Source organism: Streptomyces sp. NPDC092045, assembly GCF_044756005.1.
Taxonomy (GTDB): Bacteria; Actinomycetota; Actinomycetes; order Streptomycetales; family Streptomycetaceae; genus Streptomyces.
The window spans coordinates 117,374-137,020 of record NZ_JBIVSC010000017.1; the positions used below are offsets into that span (position 1 = coordinate 117,374).

Annotated in this window: 19 protein-coding genes; 5 read left to right on the forward strand and 14 right to left on the reverse strand. The window is 75.5% G+C overall.

What is annotated here, in order from left to right:
* Window positions 1-12 precede the first annotated feature (12 nt).
* From ACIQKA_RS28125 to ACIQKA_RS28160, 8 genes are all read right to left on the reverse strand, one after another.
* Window positions 13-1,827 carry a VgrG-related protein gene (locus tag ACIQKA_RS28125; RefSeq protein WP_383155505.1) on the reverse strand — a complete coding sequence of 605 codons (1,815 nt, stop codon included), beginning with the start codon at window positions 1,825-1,827 and terminating at the stop codon, window positions 13-15.
* Entirely contained in the window at window positions 1,824-2,552 is a 729-nt protein-coding gene (locus ACIQKA_RS28130) for a LysM peptidoglycan-binding domain-containing protein (protein WP_402542771.1), read from the reverse strand. The genes ACIQKA_RS28125 and ACIQKA_RS28130 overlap by 4 nt, the downstream gene beginning before the upstream one ends.
* 1 nt (window position 2,553) lies before the next feature.
* Complete coding sequence (locus ACIQKA_RS28135) at window positions 2,554-2,991, reverse strand: phage tail protein (protein ID WP_402542772.1); 438 nt, start codon at window positions 2,989-2,991, stop codon at window positions 2,554-2,556.
* A 50-nt stretch (window positions 2,992-3,041) separates the two neighbouring features.
* Entirely contained in the window at window positions 3,042-3,491 is a 450-nt protein-coding gene (locus ACIQKA_RS28140) for an extensin (protein ID WP_402542773.1), read from the reverse strand.
* Window positions 3,492-5,887: 2,396 nt separating this feature from the next.
* Window positions 5,888-6,040: a DUF6760 family protein gene (locus ACIQKA_RS28145; protein ID WP_383155496.1), complete on the reverse strand. Its 153-nt coding sequence runs from the start codon at window positions 6,038-6,040 to the stop codon at window positions 5,888-5,890.
* Window positions 6,037-6,459 carry a hypothetical protein gene (locus ACIQKA_RS28150; protein WP_383155494.1) on the reverse strand — a complete coding sequence of 141 codons (423 nt, stop codon included), beginning with the start codon at window positions 6,457-6,459 and terminating at the stop codon, window positions 6,037-6,039. The genes ACIQKA_RS28145 and ACIQKA_RS28150 overlap by 4 nt, the downstream gene beginning before the upstream one ends.
* Entirely contained in the window at window positions 6,459-6,902 is a 444-nt protein-coding gene (locus tag ACIQKA_RS28155; RefSeq protein ID WP_383155493.1) for a phage tail protein, read from the reverse strand. Before ACIQKA_RS28155 ends, ACIQKA_RS28150 begins: the two co-directional genes overlap by 1 nt.
* 147 nt (window positions 6,903-7,049) lie before the next feature.
* Window positions 7,050-8,636 carry a phage tail sheath family protein gene (locus ACIQKA_RS28160; RefSeq protein ID WP_402542774.1) on the reverse strand — a complete coding sequence of 529 codons (1,587 nt, stop codon included), beginning with the start codon at window positions 8,634-8,636 and terminating at the stop codon, window positions 7,050-7,052.
* A 441-nt stretch (window positions 8,637-9,077) separates the two neighbouring features.
* On the opposite strand from ACIQKA_RS28160, the gene ACIQKA_RS28165 reads away from it, so the two are divergent.
* Entirely contained in the window at window positions 9,078-10,721 is a 1,644-nt protein-coding gene (locus ACIQKA_RS28165; protein ID WP_402542775.1) for a hydrolase, read from the forward strand.
* Window positions 10,722-10,782: 61 nt separating this feature from the next.
* Here ACIQKA_RS28165 and ACIQKA_RS28170 read toward each other — a convergent pair whose 3' ends face one another.
* From ACIQKA_RS28170 to ACIQKA_RS28180, 3 genes are read right to left on the reverse strand one after another with little or no spacing between them, the layout of a single operon-like run.
* Window positions 10,783-12,864, reverse strand: coding sequence for an ATP-binding protein (locus ACIQKA_RS28170; RefSeq protein ID WP_402542776.1), 2,082 nt, complete (start codon window positions 12,862-12,864; stop codon window positions 10,783-10,785).
* The gene (locus tag ACIQKA_RS28175; RefSeq protein WP_383449009.1) at window positions 12,854-13,504 is read right to left on the reverse strand and encodes a DUF4255 domain-containing protein; all 651 of its coding nucleotides are present in this window, start codon (window positions 13,502-13,504) and stop codon (window positions 12,854-12,856) included. Before ACIQKA_RS28175 ends, ACIQKA_RS28170 begins: the two co-directional genes overlap by 11 nt.
* A complete protein-coding gene (locus ACIQKA_RS28180; protein WP_383155482.1) occupies window positions 13,504-14,235 on the reverse strand; it encodes a LuxR C-terminal-related transcriptional regulator in 732 nt (243 codons plus the stop codon). The genes ACIQKA_RS28175 and ACIQKA_RS28180 overlap by 1 nt, the downstream gene beginning before the upstream one ends.
* A gap of 298 nt (window positions 14,236-14,533) precedes the next feature.
* Here ACIQKA_RS28180 and ACIQKA_RS28185 point away from each other — a divergent pair, with 298 nt between their 5' ends.
* The 4 genes from ACIQKA_RS28185 (at window position 14,534) to ACIQKA_RS28200 (ending at window position 17,617) form a co-directional block, all read left to right on the forward strand.
* Complete coding sequence (locus ACIQKA_RS28185) at window positions 14,534-15,232, forward strand: 2-phosphosulfolactate phosphatase (RefSeq protein WP_391096317.1); 699 nt, start codon at window positions 14,534-14,536, stop codon at window positions 15,230-15,232.
* A 309-nt stretch (window positions 15,233-15,541) separates the two neighbouring features.
* On the forward strand, window positions 15,542-16,303 hold the full coding sequence (locus tag ACIQKA_RS28190; RefSeq protein ID WP_383155478.1) for an SDR family NAD(P)-dependent oxidoreductase: 762 nt from the start codon (window positions 15,542-15,544) through the stop codon (window positions 16,301-16,303).
* Window positions 16,304-16,391: 88 nt separating this feature from the next.
* Window positions 16,392-17,099 carry a TetR family transcriptional regulator gene (locus ACIQKA_RS28195; RefSeq protein ID WP_390110973.1) on the forward strand — a complete coding sequence of 236 codons (708 nt, stop codon included), beginning with the start codon at window positions 16,392-16,394 and terminating at the stop codon, window positions 17,097-17,099.
* Window positions 17,100-17,230: 131 nt separating this feature from the next.
* Complete coding sequence (locus tag ACIQKA_RS28200; RefSeq protein ID WP_383155474.1) at window positions 17,231-17,617, forward strand: Zn-ribbon domain-containing OB-fold protein; 387 nt, start codon at window positions 17,231-17,233, stop codon at window positions 17,615-17,617.
* A gap of 119 nt (window positions 17,618-17,736) precedes the next feature.
* Here ACIQKA_RS28200 and ACIQKA_RS28205 read toward each other — a convergent pair whose 3' ends face one another.
* From ACIQKA_RS28205 to ACIQKA_RS28215, 3 genes are all read right to left on the reverse strand, one after another.
* Entirely contained in the window at window positions 17,737-18,693 is a 957-nt protein-coding gene (locus tag ACIQKA_RS28205) for an electron transfer flavoprotein subunit alpha/FixB family protein (RefSeq protein WP_402542777.1), read from the reverse strand.
* Window positions 18,694-18,732: 39 nt separating this feature from the next.
* Window positions 18,733-19,518: an electron transfer flavoprotein subunit beta/FixA family protein gene (locus tag ACIQKA_RS28210; RefSeq protein WP_383438733.1), complete on the reverse strand. Its 786-nt coding sequence runs from the start codon at window positions 19,516-19,518 to the stop codon at window positions 18,733-18,735.
* Between the two features lie 36 nt (window positions 19,519-19,554).
* Window positions 19,555-19,647 (reverse strand): acyl-CoA dehydrogenase family protein (locus tag ACIQKA_RS28215; protein WP_383155554.1); only part of this gene is annotated, 93 nt, incomplete at its 5' end.

Sequence of the window (19,647 nt, forward strand, 5' to 3'; positions counted from 1 at the left end):
GGAACGGCGGGGTCAGAACGGCAGGTTCGCCACGACCGGGTTGGGCATCGGGACCGTGGAGGTGATGAACGACGGCGCGTTGACGACGGCCTGGGTCAGCGCCGCCACCTTGAACTTCGCCCCCGCCTTGATGTCCACGCCCCTCCCCGCGCTCAGCTCGATCCGGCCCACCGCCGACAGCTTCAGGTCCGTCCCCGACTCGACCGTCACGCCCCGGGCCCCCGTGATGGTGACCGTGCCCTCGCTGTCGATGGTCAGGGTGGTGCGGGCCTCGTTCAGCTCGACGCTCAGGCCCCCCTTCGAGGTGCGCAGCCGGATGCCGTGCGAGGCGCGCGTCCGGCCGCCCTCCTCCCGCAGCTCCACCGTGTGGCCCGTGCGGGACGTCAGCGCGCGCCACTGCACCCGCCCGCTCGTCGGGTCGACCGCCGGGACCCGGTCGGTGGCCTGGGTGTGCCGGTCGACGCCGTTGTACAGCCCCGCCAGGACGTACGGATGCTCCAGGGAGCCCCGGTCGAAGGCGCACAGCACCTCGTCGTCGACCTCCGGCAGGACCAGGCCGCCGCCCCCGCGCCCGCCGAGCTGCGCCACCCGGCACCAGCCGCTCTCGTACGTCGCCGACAGCCACGGGAACCGCAGCCGGACCCGGCCCAGCGAGAGCGGGTCCTTGGTGTTGGTGACGAGCGCGACCGCCACGCCCGGCATGGGCGGCGCCGGCTCCCCGCCGCCCGAGGCCGTCCCGTACAGCGAGCGGAACTGCCGGCCCGACACCGTCAGCCAGGTCGTGAACTGCCGCCCCGACGCGAAGACGTGACGGACCCCGGTCGCCGTGTACCGCCCCTCGAAGGGGAAGCCCGCGCCCTTCACCGCCACCGGCTGCCCCGGCTTCAGCGCCGGATTGCCCGTGACGGCCACCTCCACCTCCGCGAACGAGCCGGTGACGTCGTCGGCGAGCGCCGAGGCCGCCTGCGTCACCTCCGCCTGGGTGGTGAACGGCGTTCCCGTCGCGGCGAGTTCGGCCGCCCCGAAGGGCGCGGAGAGCTGCGCCGGGGTGATGTCGGAGACGATGTCCCGGCTCGCCGTCGCCGGGGTCGGCGAGGTGAGGGCCTGCTTGGTGCGCGGGTCCCAGCCCCGCACGTCGACCCTCCCGACCTGCCCGGCGGCGGTCACCGACACCCGGCTGTGCAGCGTGTTCGTCCCGAAGTCCAGGACGTACGGGCTGGTCGCGGCCGGCGTGGTGTCGGAGGGCGCGGCGGAGGCGGGCGGCAGCGCGGCGAACACGAGCCGGCCCGCCGGGTCCAGGGACAGCCGCACGTCGTTCTCCCGCGCGAGCCGGGACAGGAAGTCCCAGTCCGTGATGTTCGGCTGGGTCGCCAGCTCGTACACCGCCGGCGTGGCGTCGACCCGCCCGATCGGGATGCGGTTGAGCCCGGCCAGCTTCCGCGCGATGTCGGAGGCCGTCATGTTCGGATAGCCCTCGACGCGCCGGTTGCGCAGCAGCCGGTGGCCGGGGTCGTACCCGCGCAGGATCAGGTACCGGCCGTGGCCCGGCGCCGCGTCCACCTCGACGGCCGTGACCTCGCCGGTCAGCATGGGCTCGCCCAGCCGCCCGTCGGTGAACGGCGAAAGCACCGCCATCGCCCCGACCTTGAGGTACGGGAACTTCTCGGTGAGGGTGCCGTCCTTGTCGCCGAACGTCAGCTGGAACGCGGACGGGACGTTGACGCTGGCGTCCACCCAGCCCTCGGTGAGCCGGACCGCCAGCGGATCCGGCAGCGGCGTGCCGTCGAGCTGCACGTGGAGGACGGTGGTGAAGGTCTTCTCGCTCATGGGGCGCCCTGGATCTCCGGCAGGTCGGTGGTGGACGGGAGCAGCAGTTCCGTGCCGGGGCGCAGCCGCATCGGGTCGTCGATGCCGTTCGCCTCGGCGATGACCCGCCAGCGGGTCGCGTCGCCGTACTCCCGCCAGGCGAGGGAGGCGAGCGAGTCCCCGGCGACCGTGCGGTGCGCCCGGCGCGCCGAGAGCGCGCCGGAGGTCGGGTTCTGCTTCTTGGCCGCGGTGGCGACCTCGGTGAGGGAGAGCGCGCAGGTGGCCCGGATCGGCACGCCGCTGGGGCTGAACAGGGTGTACGTCGCCGCGACCGAGGTCACGTACGCGACGAACTGCACGGTCGAGAACGAGCCCCAGGAGAACTCCACCCACGGCGGCGAGGGCGCCTTCGCGTCGATGCTCTGCGGGGTCACCTCGCAGCAGGAGAGCAGGAGTTCGACCTGCTGCTGCACGTCCTTCGAGGACGGGGAGGCGGACCGGTCGAGGAACACCTCCAGCTGGAGCCGGGCCGGCTCGCTGCCGGTGAACTTCGGCGGCGCGCCGCGGGTGTACGCGACGGCCGGCTCGGTGTGCCAGTTCGCCGACCGGCTCAGCCGCAACTGGTCGGGGTTGAACTGGAACCTCACCTCGCCGATCCGGCCGCCCACGGAACCGCCGAGGTCGGTGGGCGGCTGGTGGATGGCGAGCGAGGCGCGGGAGAGCCCTCGGGCCGCGGTCCCGGCCATCTCAGGCGCCTCCCGCGTCGGTGAAGCCGTGGTGCGCGATCTCCAGGGTCTCGGTGGCCACGGCCGGGTTGACCGGGTCCAGGGTCGGCCCCGTCCAGCGGACCGGCAGCACCTCCACGAGGCCCCACTGCGCGACGACCGAACCGTCCGCGCGCAGCGCCGCGATCTGCGCCGTCGGGCGGGTGATCCCGGTGGCCAGGGACGAGATCCAGGCGGCGACCTTGGCGGTGTCGGCGGTGAGGGGGCGGGTGAGCCGGATGGCGGAGAAGGTCACGCGGGTCGGGAGCTGCCACACGAAGCCGTTGTTGCCGCCCTCCTGGCGCCGCTCCACCTCCACCTCGGAGGCGAGGCCGTCGCAGCCGTTGAACAGGCCGAGGTCCTGGCCGTCGATCGTGAGCTTGAAGAAGACGGTGGACGCGGGGTCCGGCTGGGTGGGCATGAGGCGGTCTCTCGGGTAGGGGGTCGGGTTCTTCGGGCGGGCCCGCCCGGTCAGCGTCCGTGGTCGCGCAGCCGCCCCACCCGCTCGCGATCGGCGCGCAGCTCGGCGCGCAGGAGCCGGGAGAGGGGGGTGACGAGACGACGGGCCAACTCGTCGAGCTGGGTGGGGGATTCGGCGGGGGCGGGGAGGTTCGGGGACGCGGCGGGGGCGGAGCCGGTCGTGGCAGTGGCGCGCTGCACGGGGGCGGGGACGGGCGCGGCCGTACGGCGGGGGGCCGGCGGGGCCGGGGGCACGGCGGCGGCCGTCCGCTGGAGCGGTACGGGGACGGGCGCGGGCGCGGGGGGCGCCCCGGGGGCACTCCGCCGCTGCACGGCGACCGGGCGCGCGACGGGCCGCGCGGCGGCGGGAGGGGTGAGGGGGACGACCGGCCGGGGGGCGGCCGGGGCGGGGGCGGCGAGGGGCGCGGCCTGTACGGCGGGGGTACGGGGAGCGGCGGGCACGCGCGCACCACCGTCCGGCCGGCCCGGAGCCAGCGCCCGCCCGGTGGCCAGCGGAAGCACGGCCCGCGGTGGGGCGGGGAGCGCGGAGGCCCGGGGCAGCCCGGTGACGGTGACCAGGGGAACGGGCGGACCGGACACGGCTGCGGAACGCGGTGCGACGGGGGCGGCGGTCGGAGGTTCTTGCGGTGCGGGTGCGGGTGCGGTGGCGGGGAGGGGCGGCTTTTCCGGATGCGGTGCGGCCGGGAGGGCCGCCCTCCGCCGGGCGGGCGGAGCCGGGAGTGGTGCCGGGGCGGTCGTCCGCCGGACGGGCGCGGCTTCGGCCTCGGCCGGAGTGGGGACGGCCGGGGGCGTGGTCGGGGGCGCGGACGGGCGGGCGAGCGGAGCCCCGATCGGGGAGCGGCGCGGCGCGCTGTGCGTCCGGACCGCCGGTGGTTCGCCGCCGGACCGCTGCACGGGGGCCCCGAGCCCGGCACGGACGGGGCCTTGCGGGGCGGTGGGACGCTTCCGGGCGGCCGGGGCGGTCCGGGGAGACGGCTCGGCCGGGAACGCGGGAGGTACCGAGGGCAGGGAAGCGGCCGTGCTCTTCTGCACGGCCGGGGTCGCCGGGCCGGCCGGAGGCACCGGAACCGTTGGAGGGACGGGGGCCGACACGATCGGCGGGACCGCGGCGGTCGGGTTCTGTCCGGTGTTCCGGGCGGTGCGAGGCGTCGGGTCGACCGGGGGCGCGGGAACGGCCGGAACCGCCTGGGACGGCTGAGCGGTCCGGGGCTTCGGAGCCGTCGGGGGCGCGGGGGAGCCCGAGGCCGTCGGAGCCGCGGCGGTCGAGGCCGTCCGATGGACCTGGTCGGTCGGAGTCGCCGGGGCGGCCGGGCTCCGCTGGACGTTCGGAGGCGCCGGGTGCGCGGGAGCCTCGGCGGACGGGCCCTTCCGGGCAACCGGAGCCTCCCCGGCGGGCCGGTCGGCCGTGGGCGTGATGGCGGCCGGGCTCGTCCGGTCCGCCGGGCGTACGGGAGTGGTCGAGGGCGGCGGAGACGTGGGTGCGGTGGTGGCCGGGGTCTCGCGGGTCGTCGGATTCGGGGGAGGGGTCGGTCGCGAGGGAGTGTCGGTGGGCGGGTTTTTCCGGACGTCGGGCGACGCGGTGGCTGGTGCCTGTGGTGCCGGTGGTGCCAGTCGTGCCGCCGGGGCGGCCGGGCGTACGGGAGTGGTCGAGGGCGGCGGAGACGTGGGTGCGGTGGTGGCCGGGGTTTCGCGGGTCGTCGGATTCGGGGGAGGGGTCGGTTGCGCGGGAGTGTCGGTGGGCGGGCTGTTCCGGACGTCGGGGGACGCGGTGGCCGGTGCCGGTCGGGGGGCCTCGGGCGGCGCGGGGGCCGTCGTGGTCCAGTCGGCGCCCGGGGCGCGCCGGGTGCGGCGCACGACGGGGCGGCGCTGGACCGGGGCGCTCGGCGTACCGCCGGGAGTCCCGGGCCCCGTGGGGGAAACGGGACCCGGGACGTTCTGGGGCCGCCCGGCAGCCGAAGGCTCCGGTGCGGCGGTGGGGACGGCGGGAGTCCCGGCGTTCCGCGGGGCGGGCGCCGGGGCCACCGGCCCGGCGGCACCCGCCGGCGCCAGGCGGCGCGGCGGCTGTACGGGCCGGGCGGAGACCAGCGGCGAGCGCCGTACGGGTTCCAGGGGCGCGACCACGGTGGCGGCGGCCCCGCTCGTGGACGTGACGGCACGCCGCACGGGCGGAGTCGGGCCCGAAGCGCCGCCGCCCCGCACCGGAGCGGCCGTGGTCCCGTCCCGGCCGGCCGGGACCGCCGCCGCGCGCTGCACCGCCGGCGGGCTCCCGGCCGTAGTCGTGCCCCTTCCCGTACCGACAGCGTCTCCGGCTCGGCCCGACGGCCCGGAGGCCGTACGAGGAGCGGGGGGTTCCCCGGCCCGACCGGCCGGGTCCGGGCGCCGGGCGGCAGCCGCCCCCGCTTCCGTGGCGCCGGCGTTCCCGCTCCCGCCCCGCGGCGCGGCAGTCGTACGGGGAGCGGCGGTTCTCCCGGGCCCGCCGACCGGGTTCGGCGCGGCAGTCCCTCCGGCACCACCCGCCACCGGCAGCCGCAGCCCCGGCGGTTCCCCGTTCGACGGGGGCACGGGACGGGCCGCGTCCAGGAGGACGCCCGCGGGGGCGTCCGGGAGGGCGCCGTGGCCCAGGGCGGTCCGGAAGGAGGGGTCCCAGTGGGTCGCGAGGGACGCGGCGAAGCCGTGCTCCGCGACGGTGCGCGGCGCGCCCAGGACCCGCGGCACGGGCGGCATCGTCCGCCACGCGTCGCCGGGAGCCGTCACGTCCGTCACGGACGCCCGCGGCCTCCGCGACCGCCACCTCTCGAACATCCCCACCGTCTCCGACCTCCCTTCCGTTCCTGTGCCTACTCCTGGGACCGCTCCACCAGCGACGCCGCCCGCGCCACGTACCCGCGCCGGTCCGCGTGCTCCAGATCGAGGATGTCGTCCACGCCCCAGTGGAAGTGGAAGGCGAGGTACGCGGTCTCCTCCTCGATCCGGTCGGCCGGGTACGTCACGATTCCCCCAGGCGGCTCCCGGCCAGCTCGACCTCGAAGGACCCCTCGCAGTGCGGGCAGGCGACGGCGGCCCTGGTGTGGCCCTCCGCGTTGATCTGCCGGTAGAAGTCCTGGAGGAACGCCAGGTCGGAGGCGAACATGGCCTCCACCGTCCCGTCGTGGACCTCCGGGAGCGTGCCGAGCCGGGTGATGACCCGGCCGAGCAGCACCACGGACAGGTAGGCCGGGTTCTCGCGGACCCGGACGTCCCGCAGCGGGACCAGCTCGTCCCGGGCCGTGGCCAGCCGCATCGCCCCGTCGCGGTGCACGGTCCCCGTCTCGTCGACGAACCCGCGCGGCAGCTCGAACGCGAACTCCGTGCGGAGCGGTTCGTGCGGGCGGTGGTCCTGCCGCGCCCCCGTCGATGCCTCGCGCCGCATCAGCCGATCGTCAGCTCTTCGAAGGTGATGGTGACCTGCTCGGTCAGGGCCGCGGCGTCACCGGCCTTGGCCCCGCTCACCTCCACCTTGGTGCACCAGGCGTTGCGGAGGTTGTACCGCTTCACCGGGTTGAGCTGGTAGTCCATGAAGATGATGGAGGCGTTCTTGCGGGCCGCGCCCATGTCGCCCGCGATGGAGGACGCGATCCACTCGCTGAAGACGACGGACTGCGTGGCACCGCGCGTCACCGTGCACTCGCCGGCCTTCTTCACGCCGGGGAGCTTCTTGACGATCGGCTTGCCGTCGGCCGAGACCTGCTGGAACTCGATGACGTCCTGCTCCATCGTGAGGCTGCTGACCTCCTGCAGGGTCTCGACCATCACACCGTCGATCTGCAGGCCGAAATTGTGGGCGGCGAGGGCGTCGCCGGCGGCGAGGGCCATGGGGGGTCACTCCTGTTCGTGGGGCGGATCCACGGACCGGTCCGTACCGGACGCGTGCGGATCCGCGAGGGGGTGTCGGTGTTGCGGGGAGGGGCGCCGCGGCGCGTAGGGGCGCCGCGGTACGGAGAGGGGCCGCGGTGCGGAGGGCTACTCCTCCAGCTCGCCGCCCCCGCCCTGGAACTGCGCGAGGCGGAAGACCACGAACTCGGCCGGCTTCACCGGGGCGATGCCGATCTCGCAGACCACGCGGCCGAGGTCGATCGACTCCGGCGGGTTGGTCTCCTCGTCGCACTTCACGTAGAACGCGTCCTCGGCGCGCTGGCCGAACAGGGCTCCCTGACGCCACTCGTTGACGAGGAACGCGGAGATGTTGCGGCGGATGCGGGCCCACAGCGCGTGGTCGTTGGGCTCGAAGACGACCCACTGCGTACCCACGAGGATGGACTCCTCCAGGTAGTTGAAGTAGCGGCGCACGTTCAGGTAGCGCCACGCCGGGTCGGACGCGAGGGTGCGCGCGCCCCACACGCGGATGCCGCGGCCCGGGAAGGCGCGGATGCAGTTCACGCCGACCGGGTTGAGCAGGTCCTGCTCGCCGCGCGTGATCTGGAGCTCCAGGTCGACCGCGCCGCGCACGATCTCGTTGGCGGGGGCCTTGTGGACGCCGCGCTCGGTGTCGTTGCGGGCCCAGACCCCGGCCATGTGGCCGGACGGCGGCACGGTGCGCGTCTGGCCGGTCGCCGGGTCGAACGACTTGATCCACGGGTAGTACAGCGCCGCGTACCGCGAGTCGTAACCGGCCGTCTCCTGGCGCCACTTGCGCACGTCACGGGCGTTCAGCGCGGGCGGCGGGTCGAGGATCGCCATCCGGTCGCCCATCAGCTCGCAGTGCGCGATCAGACCGAGCTGCACGGCCTTGACCTGCTCCAGGTCGATGAGCCCCTGCTGGTAGGCGGCCATCAGGTCCGGCACCGCGACCGTGTTGACCTCGTCGAGCGCCTCCAGGCCGCCGAAACCGGTGCGGTCGGCCGAGTCGCCGATGAACCGCCCGGACTCCAGCGCGGCGGGACCGTCCGCCGCCCGCGCCGCGACCGCCGCGGGCGCCTGCGCGGGCGGGGCCAGGGTCACGGTCTGCGCGTCGGGCCTGGCGAGCTGGCCGCCCGCCGCGGCCTCCTCCAGGACGATCGCCCCGGAACGCTGCTTGACCTGCGTCACCACGTAGTTGCGGGCGCTCTTCTTGGCGGAGGCGTCGAAGCTCTCGACGACCTTCTCGCCGTCCTTGACGACCAGCCGGAAGCGCTCGGTCTCGCCCTCGACGTCCTGCACCTCGACGGTGAGCGCCCCGCCGGCCCCGGTCCCGGCGGTGAGCGCGGCGACCCGGAAGGGACCGAGCGCCACGGCCTCGCCGGTCACCGGCTCGCGCGGCGCGTCGGCCCCGGCACCACCCGGTGCGGTCCCGGCGCCCGGCGCGTCCCCGCCGCCGACGCGCACGACGTACGCGGCGCTGCCGCCGTTGTTGAAGAAGCCGTACACCGAATGGGCGAGGTAGTACCCGTCGGTGAAGTCGCCGAACGCGGCGACGTACTGCGACCAGTTGGTCACGAGCACCGGCTCGTCGAGCGGCCCGGTGGGAGCGAGTCCGACGAACGCGGCGACCGAGGTCCCGATGCCCTCGATGGGCCGGGAGCCGCCGGCGACTTCCTCGATGTAGACGCCGGGGGACAGGTAGGTGGGCATGGCGGAGACTCCTGGATGGGCGGGCGGTTCGTGACGGGCCGGGTCCGGACGGATCGGTTCCGGCGGAACGGGCCCGAGGGAACGGGGTCGGCGGGACGGTTCCGGACGGAACGGGTCCGCTCACCCTCCCCGCGGCCGTGGACGGCGGTCGTACGCTTCCGACCCTGCCGTCCCGCCCCCCGCACGGACCAGGGAGGAAGGGGCGGTCACGAGGGCAGCCGCCACTGCCCTCACGGACACCCGCGCCCCCGCCGGGAGCGCGCCGGGCCGGAGGAGGACGACCGCGCATGCGACGGCGCGGACCGGGGTAGGACGGCTCCGGCGACGACCGGACCCGGGACCCGCCGGAGCGTCCGGAGGTGCGCCGGGGCACGCGGTGCTGCCCCGGACCGGGGACGTTCGGGCAACCGGGCGCCGCCCCCGCGCCCCTAGCCTTCGCCCATGACCATGTGGACCTCTCTGGACCCGGCCGGGGCGACCGTCGAGCCGGGGGCCCGGACCTCCGCCCGCCTGCGGGTGCGGAACACCGGCGACACCGTGGAGGAGTACCGGCTCTCGCTGGTGGGCAGGCCCGCGGGCTGGTCCCGGGTGGAGCCCGACGTCCTCCGCCTCTACCCGGGCAGCGAGGGGACCGCCGAGATCTCGTTCGCCCCGCCCCGCTCGTCGGACGTGGAGGCCGGGCCGGTCGCGTACGGCGTCCGCGTCGACCCCCGGGAGAACAGCGGGGCCCGCGACGTGGTGGAGGGCCGGCTGACCGTCGCCCCCTTCACCGAGACGCGCGCCGAGGTGCTGCCGCCCGCGCTCTCCGGCCGCCTCCGCGGACGGGCCCGCATCGCCGTGGACAACCTCGGCAACACCCCGCTGACCGCCTCCCTCGTGGTGCGCGACGAGGCGAACCGGCTCACCTTCGACGTACGGCCGAACGCCGTGCGGATCGCTCCCGGCCGGGCCGCCTTCGGCGAACTCGTGGTGCGGCCGCAGACCGTGCGGTGGACCGGGGCCGAGGAGTCGCACCGGTTCACCGTGGCCGTCCGGCGGGCCGGTGACGACACGGCCCTCGACCTCGACGCCACCTTCGACCAGCGCCCCGTCCTCGGGACCTGGCTGGTGGTGGCGGGCGGCCTCCTGATGACCGCCGCCATCGCCTTCGGCGTGCTCTGGTTCGGCTTCTCGCCGAAGATCGTCAGCGCCGCCGAGGCCCTCCGGGCGACCGGCGAGCCCCGGCCCGCCCCGCAGGGCAGCGGCGACGCGCTCCCCGTCGCGCCCCCGCCCTCCGCCACCGGGCCGGCCCCGGGCGGGGACGGGCCCGGCGGCGCCGCCCCGCCCCCGGCGGACGGCGGAGCGCCGCCGCCCGCGGGCGGCGACACCGGCACGGACGGCGCGCCGGGCGGCGGCCCGACCGAGGGCGGACCGGCCGGCGGAGGCTCCGGGAGCGGGGGAGCGGGCGGCGGCTCGGGCGGCGGCTCGGGCGGTGACGGCGGCGGGAACGCGCGGCCCGCGGCCCCGCCCGCCGCCGCACCCGTACCGCCCTGGGTGCCCGGCTCCCCGAAGGACCTCGTCGTCGAGTTCGCCCAGGAGCGCCTCGCGCACCTGGGGTCCGCCAACCCGTGCAGGCTCAAGCCGGGCTGGAGCTCCGGCGTGATCGACGCGCCGACCCGCGACTCCCTCGCCTGCTACCAGCAGGCCGTCGTCGACGACGGCGAGAAGAACGGCAAGAACTCCGCCGCGATCTTCGAGACGGACCGCAAGGGCACCCTCGGCCCGGCCACCCTCACCTCCCTGTGGGCCCAGGGCATCACGCCCGACAAGGTGCGCCCCGGCACCACCACCTGGGAGACCACCCAGCTGATGGCCGCGTTCTGGGCGGCGTACAACCGCCACTACAACGACGCCGACTTCACCCGGGCCCGCATCAACGCCCAGTACGGCATCGACCACTTCCGCAGGGGCCAGGACGCGACCAGCCGCTACAGCGACCAGGTCGAGACGAAGATCCGCGACTACCAGGCGGCCGTCGGCCTCACGCCGTCCGGCACCGTCGACTGGCCGACGCTCCGCAAGATGGTCGGCGGCAGCGTCATGTGACCCCGGTACGCGGGAGGGGGCCACCCGCACGGGTGGCCCCCTCCCGCGTGCGCACCGGACGTCACGGCGCCCAGGGCAGCCCCGCGTCCGGCACCAGCCGGCCCGCCTTCCGGTACTCGCGCCGCGCCCCCGCCCGCACGTCGGCGCCGGTCACCGCCGAGCCGCGGGCCGCCGCCAGATAGCCCGCCGTCGCCGCGGCCGACCGGATCGCCCCGCCCGCCAGCTCGAACTCCCCGGCACAGCGCGCGATCTCCCCGTCCACGTCCGCCGCCCTCGGCGCGTCCGCCAGGGCGGAGTGCCAGAGCGCCGTCCGCAGGGCGGCGTCGGGGAACGGGAACTCCACGACCAGGTCGAGCCGGCGCGTGAACGCCTCGTCGATGTTGGACCGCAGGTTGGTGGTGAGCACCGCGATCCCGTCGAAGGCCTCAAGACGCTGGAGCAGGTACGCGCTCTCCAGGTTGGCGTACCGGTCGTGCGAGCTCCGCACCTCCGACCGCTTCCCGAAGACCGCGTCGGCCTCGTCGAAGAGCAGCACGCAGTCCGTGCGGTCCACCTCGGCGAAGATCCGCTCCAGGTTCTTCTCGGTCTCCCCGACGTACTTGTCGACCAGCGACGAGAGGTCCACCACGTAGAGGTCCAGGCCCAGTTCGCCCGCGACGACCTCGGCGCCGAGCGTCTTCCCGGTGCCCGACTCGCCGGCGAAGAGGGCGACGACGCCGCGCCCGCGCCCGCCGCCGGTCCGCAGCCGCCACTCGCCGAGCACCCGGTCCCGGTCGCGGGCCCGCCCGGTCAGCTCGCGCAGCAGCTCCGCCGGCTCCCCGGGGAGCACCAGATCGGCGAACCCGACGGCGGGACGGATCCGCCGCGCCCGGCTGTCGAGCAGCGGCGCGGAGACCAGCCGGGCACTGTGCCGCACGTGCGCGAGGGTCGGCGCGGTCCCCTCGAACGCGGCGAGGGCCCGCGCCGAACGGGCCGCCCGGCGGATCTGCTCGTCACCGAGCCGGTACGCGGCGGTGGCCCCGTCCAGGTCGAGGTCGCCGCCCGTCGGACCGAGTTCACGCCGCCACAGGTCGCCGCCGTCCGCCGGCCCGTCCGGCGCGTCGAGGGCGAGCAGCTCGACGTCCGGCGCCCACCGGGGGTCGGGCGCTCCGGCGCCGGCGAGGACCACCGTCACGCCGGGCGAGGCCAGCACGCGCACCAGCGGCCCCGGGTCCGGCGGCAGCGGCCCGACGACCACGGCGGCCCCGCGCAGCCGGGCCTCGCGCAGCAGCGCCCGCGCCGCCGGCACGTCGACCGACTCCGGCCGGTACCGCAGCACGGGCCGCCCGGCGCCCCGCAGCGCGGCGGCCACGGCCCCCGCCCCGGCCCCGGGGGCGCGCTCCCGCAGGTGCACGGCGACGGGCCCCGCGGCGGCGATCCGCGCCCCGAGGGGGGAGCGGCCCGTGCCGTCGTCCATCGGAGGCAGCAACTCGACTCCTCTGCCCAGGAGTTCCTCGTCGAGGCGGCCGTCGTCGCCGAGGAGGTGCGCCACCACCCGCTCCGGCACGCGCAGCGCCCGGCCCGGCAGCGGCCGGTCCTCGTCCCCGACCTCCAGGAGGCCCCCGGCGCGCAGCGGGGCGGCCGGGTGGAAGCGGTCGCGGCCGTCCGGGTCGAAGGGACCCGTGCCCGCGAGGTCGAGGGCGAGCCCCACGGTGGCGCGGCGCCGGCCGACGTCGTCGTTGAGGTAGCCGTAGAGCGTCTCGAAGCCCCGGTCCACCTCGGGCGCGAGCGCCACGACGAGGATGTGCGCGTCGAGCCCGGAGAGCCCGAAGGCCCGCGCGAGCCGTGCGGTCCGGCCCGGCCCGTCGATGCGGGGAAGCACGGGGAGTCCGGCGCCCGTCTCCGGCGCGGCACTCGTCTCCGGTACGGCACCTGTTCCCCGTAGGGCGTCCGCTTCCCGGACGACGCCCGCTTCCCGTGTCGCGCCCGGAGCGGGTCCCGTCGTGATCCGGCGGACGGACTCCTCCGTGACGTACAGCCCCCGCAGCGGATCGCCGGCCGTGGGGTCCCCGGCGCTGCGGGCCTCCACGAGGGCGGCGACCCGGGCGCGCAGGGCGGTGACCAGGGGGAGCAGGCCGCCGTCGCCCTCGTCGTCAACGCCCATGTCGAACACCGGACTTCCTCTCGGGGGCCGCCGGACCGGGCCGCCGCAGCATCCGGGGCCCGGAGTCGCCCGGTACGCCGTCGACGCCGCGGACGACGAGCTCCGCGCCCACGGTGACCGGCGGCGCCGCCTCGTACACCGGGGTGACCGGGAACGGCGTGACGACCACGACGTCCAGGGACGGTTTGAGCTCGCCGCCCAGCGCCGACCAGATGTCCGCGAGCGACCGCGACTCGGCGGGCGGCACCGCGACGGAGAGCGGCAGGGACGTGGAGACCGGGCGCACCGACTCCGGCACCGCGTCGGCCGGCAGCACCTCGTGGGGCAGCAGCAGCGCCAACGCGCCCGAGAGCAGCCGGTGTTCGTCCTCGGGCCGGGTGGTCCAGGCCGTCACCAGGTACGAGAGACGGAACCAGCGGGCCGGCCGGCGGTGGCGCGTCACGACGCCCCGGGCGTCCCGCTCGGCGAGGGCGCCGCGCTCGCGCCGCTCCACGTCCTCCCGGATGTCGTACAGATAGGCGTTCAGGGTCGGCGCGTTGCGGCGGGCCGCCCAGTCGCGGGTCGGCGCGTCGAAGGCGACGTCGCCCGTCACGGCGGGCGCGAGGAGGCCGCGCAGCGCCTCGTCGATCTCGTGGATCATCAGATGTAGCCTTCGCGGAGCGCGTACGCGACGGCATGCGCCCGGTTGGTGAGCTGGAGACGGGTCATCAGCGCGTGCAGGATGTTCTTGACGGTGCGTTCGGAGTAGGCGAGCCTCTCGCTGATCTGCCGGGTGTCCAGGCCCTCGGCGAGCAGCCGCAGGACGTCCACCTCGCGCGGCGCCATCCCGAAGAGCGGCACCGCCCCGCCGGCCGTCGCGCCCGCCGCCGTCGCCCGCTGGAGCCGTCCCACCTGGTTCAGGAGCCTGCTGACCAGGTCCGGCGGCAGCTCCCCCTCCCCGCGCGCCGCGCTGTGCACGGCGCTCAACAGGCGCTGCTCGGTGGCCTGGTGGCGCCAGATGATGGCGCGCACCCCGTACTCGACCACCGACAGCAGGTCGGGCTCGCGCAGCTCGCCCGCGACGAGCACGACCCGCTGGTCCCGGCCGCGCAGCAGGCGCCGCAGCTCGGCCGTGGTGGACTCGTCGATCCGGTCCGCGAGCATCACGGCGACGGCGGGGGCGTCCCGCTCCTCCCGGACCGGCTCCCGCCCCTCCCGGACCGGCTCCCGCCCGACCCGTTCTCCTCCGTCCCGTTCCTCCCGGTCCCGTTCCCCCTCGGCCCGCTCCGGCAGGACGTCGAGGGACGGCTGGTGCCGCAAGTGGCTGATCAGCCCGGCCCGGCTGAGCGGATCGGACGCGTGGACGGTCACCGTCACCCGCTTGGTGAGCACTTCCGCTACCTGCTCCTTCTCGCGCGCCCCGGCCGTCCGGGCGTGGTCGGGCGCCCGGTACGGAAGGCGAGGCGGCCGCGCCGGTGCCCCGGGGCCGGTGTCCGGCACGCACGGCGGTCCCCCGCGGTCTGCTGGCCGCGGCCGGCGCACGCCTGCCGCGATGGTCGCCCACCAGCCTGCCGCGCGCTGCTCACGTCCCGCTGCCGTCGCGCTAACGCCTCCGCCGACGCCGTTACCACAGGTGTGACGCGTGCCACTCCCCGCCGGGCGCGGTCCGGGCATGGGTGATCATGATCCGATGGACGCTCGTTTCCTCGGCACCGCCGAGCTGACCGGAACCCCGTCGACGGCCGTCGTGGTGGACGTCATGCGCGCCTTCACCGTGGCCGCCTGGGCCTTCGGCCGGGGGGCCGAGAGGATCGTCCTCGCCGGATCCCTGGACGAGGCACTGGAGTCGAAGGCCCGCCACCCGGACTGGGTGGCGCTCAAGGACGGCCCGCCGGCGCCCGGGTTCGACGCCGTCAACTCGCCCGGCCTGCTCCGCTCCGCCGACCTCGGCGGCCGGACCGTCGTGCAGAAGACCACGGCGGGCACGGTCGGCGCCCTCGCGGTGAAGGACGCGCCGCTGGTGCTGTGCGCCGGCTTCGTGGTGGCGGAGGCGACGGCCCGGCTCCTGCGGACGCGCGCCCGCGACGACGTCACGTTCGTGGTCACCGGCGAGGACGGGCGCGCCGAGGAGGACCTGGCGTGCGCCCAGTACATCGCGGGGAGGGCCGCCGGGGCCGGGACGGACGCGGCCGGGTTCCTCCGCCGCGCCGCGGAGTCGCGCGCCGCCGCCGAGCTCAGGGAGGGCGTGCGCGAGGGCGCCCACCCCGACGACGTCGCGCTCTGCCTCGAACTCGACCGTTTCCCCTTCGCCATGGCGGCGGCCGTGGAGGACGGGCTGATGGTCCTCCGCCCGCACGCCGTCCCCGAGAACGGACGGCTCCCGAACTGACGGCTCCCGAACCGTCGGCTCCCGAACGGACGGCTCCCGAACTGACGGCTCCCGAACCGTCGGCTCCCGAACGGACGGCTCCCGAACGGACGGCTCCCGGATCGACGGCTCCCGAACCGTCGGCTCCCGGATCGACCGCCCCGGAAGCGGAAGCCGCGCCCCCGGCCTCCGCTTCCGGGGGCGCCGCACGCGGTTCTATGGTGGGCGGCGCAGATCGCGCGGACCGCGCGGTCCTCCGCGGGCACGCGCCCGATCCGGCGGCCATCCCGGCGGCAGGGTCGCCCCCGCACGACACGAACGAGGAGTTCCATGGACATCGCAGGCTCCGCCGCTCTCGTCACCGGCGCCGCCTCCGGCCTCGGTGCCGCCACCGCCGCCGCGCTCGCCGCCCGGGGCGCCACCGTCTACGGCCTGGACCTGGACACGTCCGTGGCCGCCGCCGGGGCCCTGCCCGAGGGCGTCCGGCTGCTCGCCGCCGACGTCACCGACGAGGAGCAGGTCCGCGCGGCCCTCGCCGAGGCCGACGCCGACGGGGCCGAGCTGCGGCTCGCCGTGAACTGCGCCGGCATCGCCCCCTCGGCCCGGATCCTGGGCCGCAAGGGCCCGCACGACCTCGACCTGTTCCGCGCCGTCGTGAACGTCAACCTGATCGGCACGTTCAACGTGATGCGGCTCGCCGCCGAGTCCATCGCCCGGCACGAGCCCGACGAGCACGGGCAGCGGGGCCTCGTCGTCAACACCGCCTCGATCGCCGCCTTCGAGGGCCAGGTCGGACAGATCGCGTACGCCGCCTCCAAGGCGGGCGTCGCCGGCATGACCGTCACCGCCGCCCGCGACCTCGCGCAGTTCGGCATCCGGGTCGTCACCGTCGCCCCCGGCATCGTCGACACCCCGATGATGGCCGGGTTCACCGAGGACGTCCGGGCCGGCCTCGCCGCGAGCGTCACCTTCCCGCAGCGCCTCGCCCGCCCGGAGGAGTACGCGCGGCTGGTCACGATGGTCGCCGAGCACGACTACCTCAACGGCGAGACGATCCGCATGGACGGCGCGCTCCGGATGTCCGCGCGCTGAGCCTCCGTACCCTCGAAAAAGCACTGGGTGCCGGATTCGTCCGGCACCCAGTGCCGCGAGATCGCCCTTCCAATGCTAGTTTCGACGCATGGGAACAGCGTCGACGAACTCCACGAAGCCCGTGATGCGGGACTCCCTCATCGCCGCGGCCTTCCAGCTCTTCCTGGAGCGGGGCTACGAGCAGACCACCGTCGACGACATCGTGACCCTCGCGGGCGTCGGCCGGCGGTCCTTCTTCCGGTACTTCCCGTCGAAGGAGGACGTGGTCTTCCCCGACCACGAGCAGTGCCTCGACGACATGACCCGCTTCCTCGCGGCGAGCGCCGACACCGACGACCCGATCGTCCGGGTCTGCGGCGCCGCCCGGCTCGTCATGCGGATGTACGCCGAGAACCCCACCTTCTCCGTGCAGCGCTACCGGCTCACCCGCGAGGTCGCCGGGCTCCGCACGTACGAGCTGTCGGTGGTCTGGCGGTACGAGAAGACCCTCGGCGACTACCTGCGCACCCGCTGGGCCGACCGCAGGGACGGCACCCTGCGCGCCAACGTCGTCGCGGCGGCCGTGGTCGCCGCCCACAACCACGCCCTGCGCCACTGGCTGCGCTCGGGCGGCGAGGGCGACCCGCTGGCCGCGGTGGACGAGGCCCTGGAGTTCGTGCGCACCACCTGGAGCTCCGCCCCGGCCGCCGACGTCCCCGCCGAGGAGGCGGAGGACGTCGTGGTGGTCATCACCAAGCGGTCCACCCCGATGTGGCGCGTGGTGCGCGAGGTGGAGTCGAGCCTCGGAGAGGGCTGAGGGGCGCCCGGACGGGGCCCGGGGATCTCGGTATCTCCAATTGAGGGAACTCAGGTCTTTATTTGATGGCACTCAGTGCCATATCTTTGCTCCATGCACGGTCGAGCCGCCGAGTGCAAGGAGAAGGCATCGTGTTCCACACGGGACTGAGGAGCGGGACCGCCGTCCACGCCGAGGAGTCGGCCCCCGATTCCGAGCTCTACTTCCAGCGCTGCCGCTGGTGCCACACCACCACGTTCCAGCGACTGCTCTGTCCGACCTGCGGGTCGACCGACCTCGCGCCCGAACTCAGCGGGGGCGAGGGCGTGATCTCCGTACGGCGCGGGGTGGCCGCGGCCGACGCGGACCTCTGGCCGGTGCACATGGCGGAGGGGTTCGTGGTCCGCTGCCGGGTCGACGGACCGCCGCACGCGGTGCGCCCCGGGCTCCGGGTCAGGCTCTCCTCGGGCGTCGGCGTCTCCGGTCGCCGGCCGGTCGTCCGGCTCTGCGACGAGGTCCCGCTCGACGGCTGGATGTGAGCGGGCGCCCCGTCCCACATCGTGCGAAAGGGGCGGTTGGGTGGCACAGAGTGCCACCCAACCGCCCCTTTCCGGTGCCTGCCGCTCGGCAGGCACCGGAGGTCGGCGGTGTCCGGAGGTCAGCGGGTGCCGATCTCGTCCGTCAGCTGCGGCAGCACCTCGAAGAGGTCGCCGACCACGCCGTAGTCCACGAGGTCGAAGATCGGGGCCTCCGGGTCCTTGTTGACCGCGACGATCGTCTTCGACGTCTGCATGCCGGCCCGGTGCTGGATCGCGCCGGAGATGCCCGCCGCGACGTACAGCTGCGGCGAGACCTGCTTGCCGGTCTGGCCGACCTGGTTGGCGTGCGGGTACCAGCCGGCGTCCACCGCGGCGCGGGAGGCGCCGACGGCCGCGCCGAGCGAGTCGGCCAGCTTCTCGACGACCGCGAAGCCCTCGGCCGCGCCGACGCCGCGGCCGCCGGAGACCACGATCGCGGACTCGGTCAGCTCGGGGCGGCCGGTCGAGACGCGCGGGGTGCGCGAGACGACCTTCGCCGCGTTGCCCGTGAAGGCGACGGTGACGTTCTCGACCGTACCGGCGGCCGGGGCGGCCTCCGGGGCGGCGGAGTTCGGCTTGACGGTGACGACCGGCACGCCCTTCGAGACCGTCGACCTCACCTGGTACGAGGCGGCGAAGACGGACTGGGTGGCGACCGGGCCGTTCTCGCCGGCCTCCAGCTCCACGGCGTCGGTGATCAGACCGGAGCCGAGGCGGAGCGCGACGCGGGCCGCGATCTCCTTGCCCTCGCCGGAGGAGGTCACCAGGACGGCCGCCGCCCCCTTCTCCCCGGCGAGCCGGGTGAGCGCGTCGACCTTCGGCACGACGAGCTGCTCGGCGAACTCGGCGCCGTCCGCGACGTACACCGTGGCCGCGCCGTACTCGCCCGCGGTCGCGGCGATCGACGCGGCGGCCTCGCCGGCGCCGAGGACGACGGCCGAGGGCTCGCCGATGCGGCGCGCGATCGTGAGCAGTTCGAGGGCCGGCTTGCGGACCGCACCGTCGGCGTGGTCCACGAGAACCAGGATCTCAGCCATGATTCGTTGCTCCTGTGTGGGTGTCTGGCCGGTGGCGGCTCAGATGAACTTCTGGGCGGCGAGGAAGGCGGCGAGCTGCTTGCCGCCGTCGCCCTCGTCCGTGACGACCGTGCCCTGGGTGCGGGCCGGACGCGGGGTCGCGGAGTCGACCAGGGTCCAGGACCCGCCGAGGCCGACCTCGTCGGCGTCGATGTCCAGGTCGTCCAGGTCGAGCTCCTCGACCGGCTTCTTCTTGGCGGCCATGATCCCCTTGAAGGAGGGGTAGCGGGCCTCGCCGGACTGGTCGGTGACCGACACGACGGCCGGCAGCGGGGCCTCCAGGAGCTCGGTGGCGGCGTCGCCGTCCCGGCGTCCCCTCACGGTGCCGTCCTCGACGGAGACCTCGGAGAGCAGGGTGACCTGCGGCAGGCCCAGCCGCTCGGCGAGCAGCGCGGGCAGCACGCCCATGGCGCCGTCGGTCGAGGCCATGCCGCAGACGACCAGGTCGAAGCCGGTCTTCTCCAGGGCCTTGGCGAGGATCGCGGAGGTGGCGAACACGTCGGAGCCGTGGATGTCGTCGTCGTTGACGTGGACGGCCCTGTCGGCGCCCATCGACAGCGCCTTGCGCAGCGCGTCCTTGGCGTCGTCCGGACCCACGGTGACGACGGTGACCTCGGCGTCGTCGGCCTCCTCCGAGATCCGCAGGGCCTGCTCGACCGCGTACTCGTCCAGCTCCGAGAGCAGACCGTCGACGGCCTCGCGGTCGGTCGTCAGGTCGTCGGCGAAACCGCGGTCGCCGGTCGCGTCGGGGACGTACTTCACACAGACAGCGATCTTCAGGGTCACGGCCTGTCTCCTTTCAACGGGTCAACGGGCTGGTGCCTACGGGAGGTTGCGGGCCATGACGATGCGCTGGATCTGGTTGGTGCCTTCGTAGATCTGGGTGATCTTGGCGTCGCGCATCATGCGTTCGAC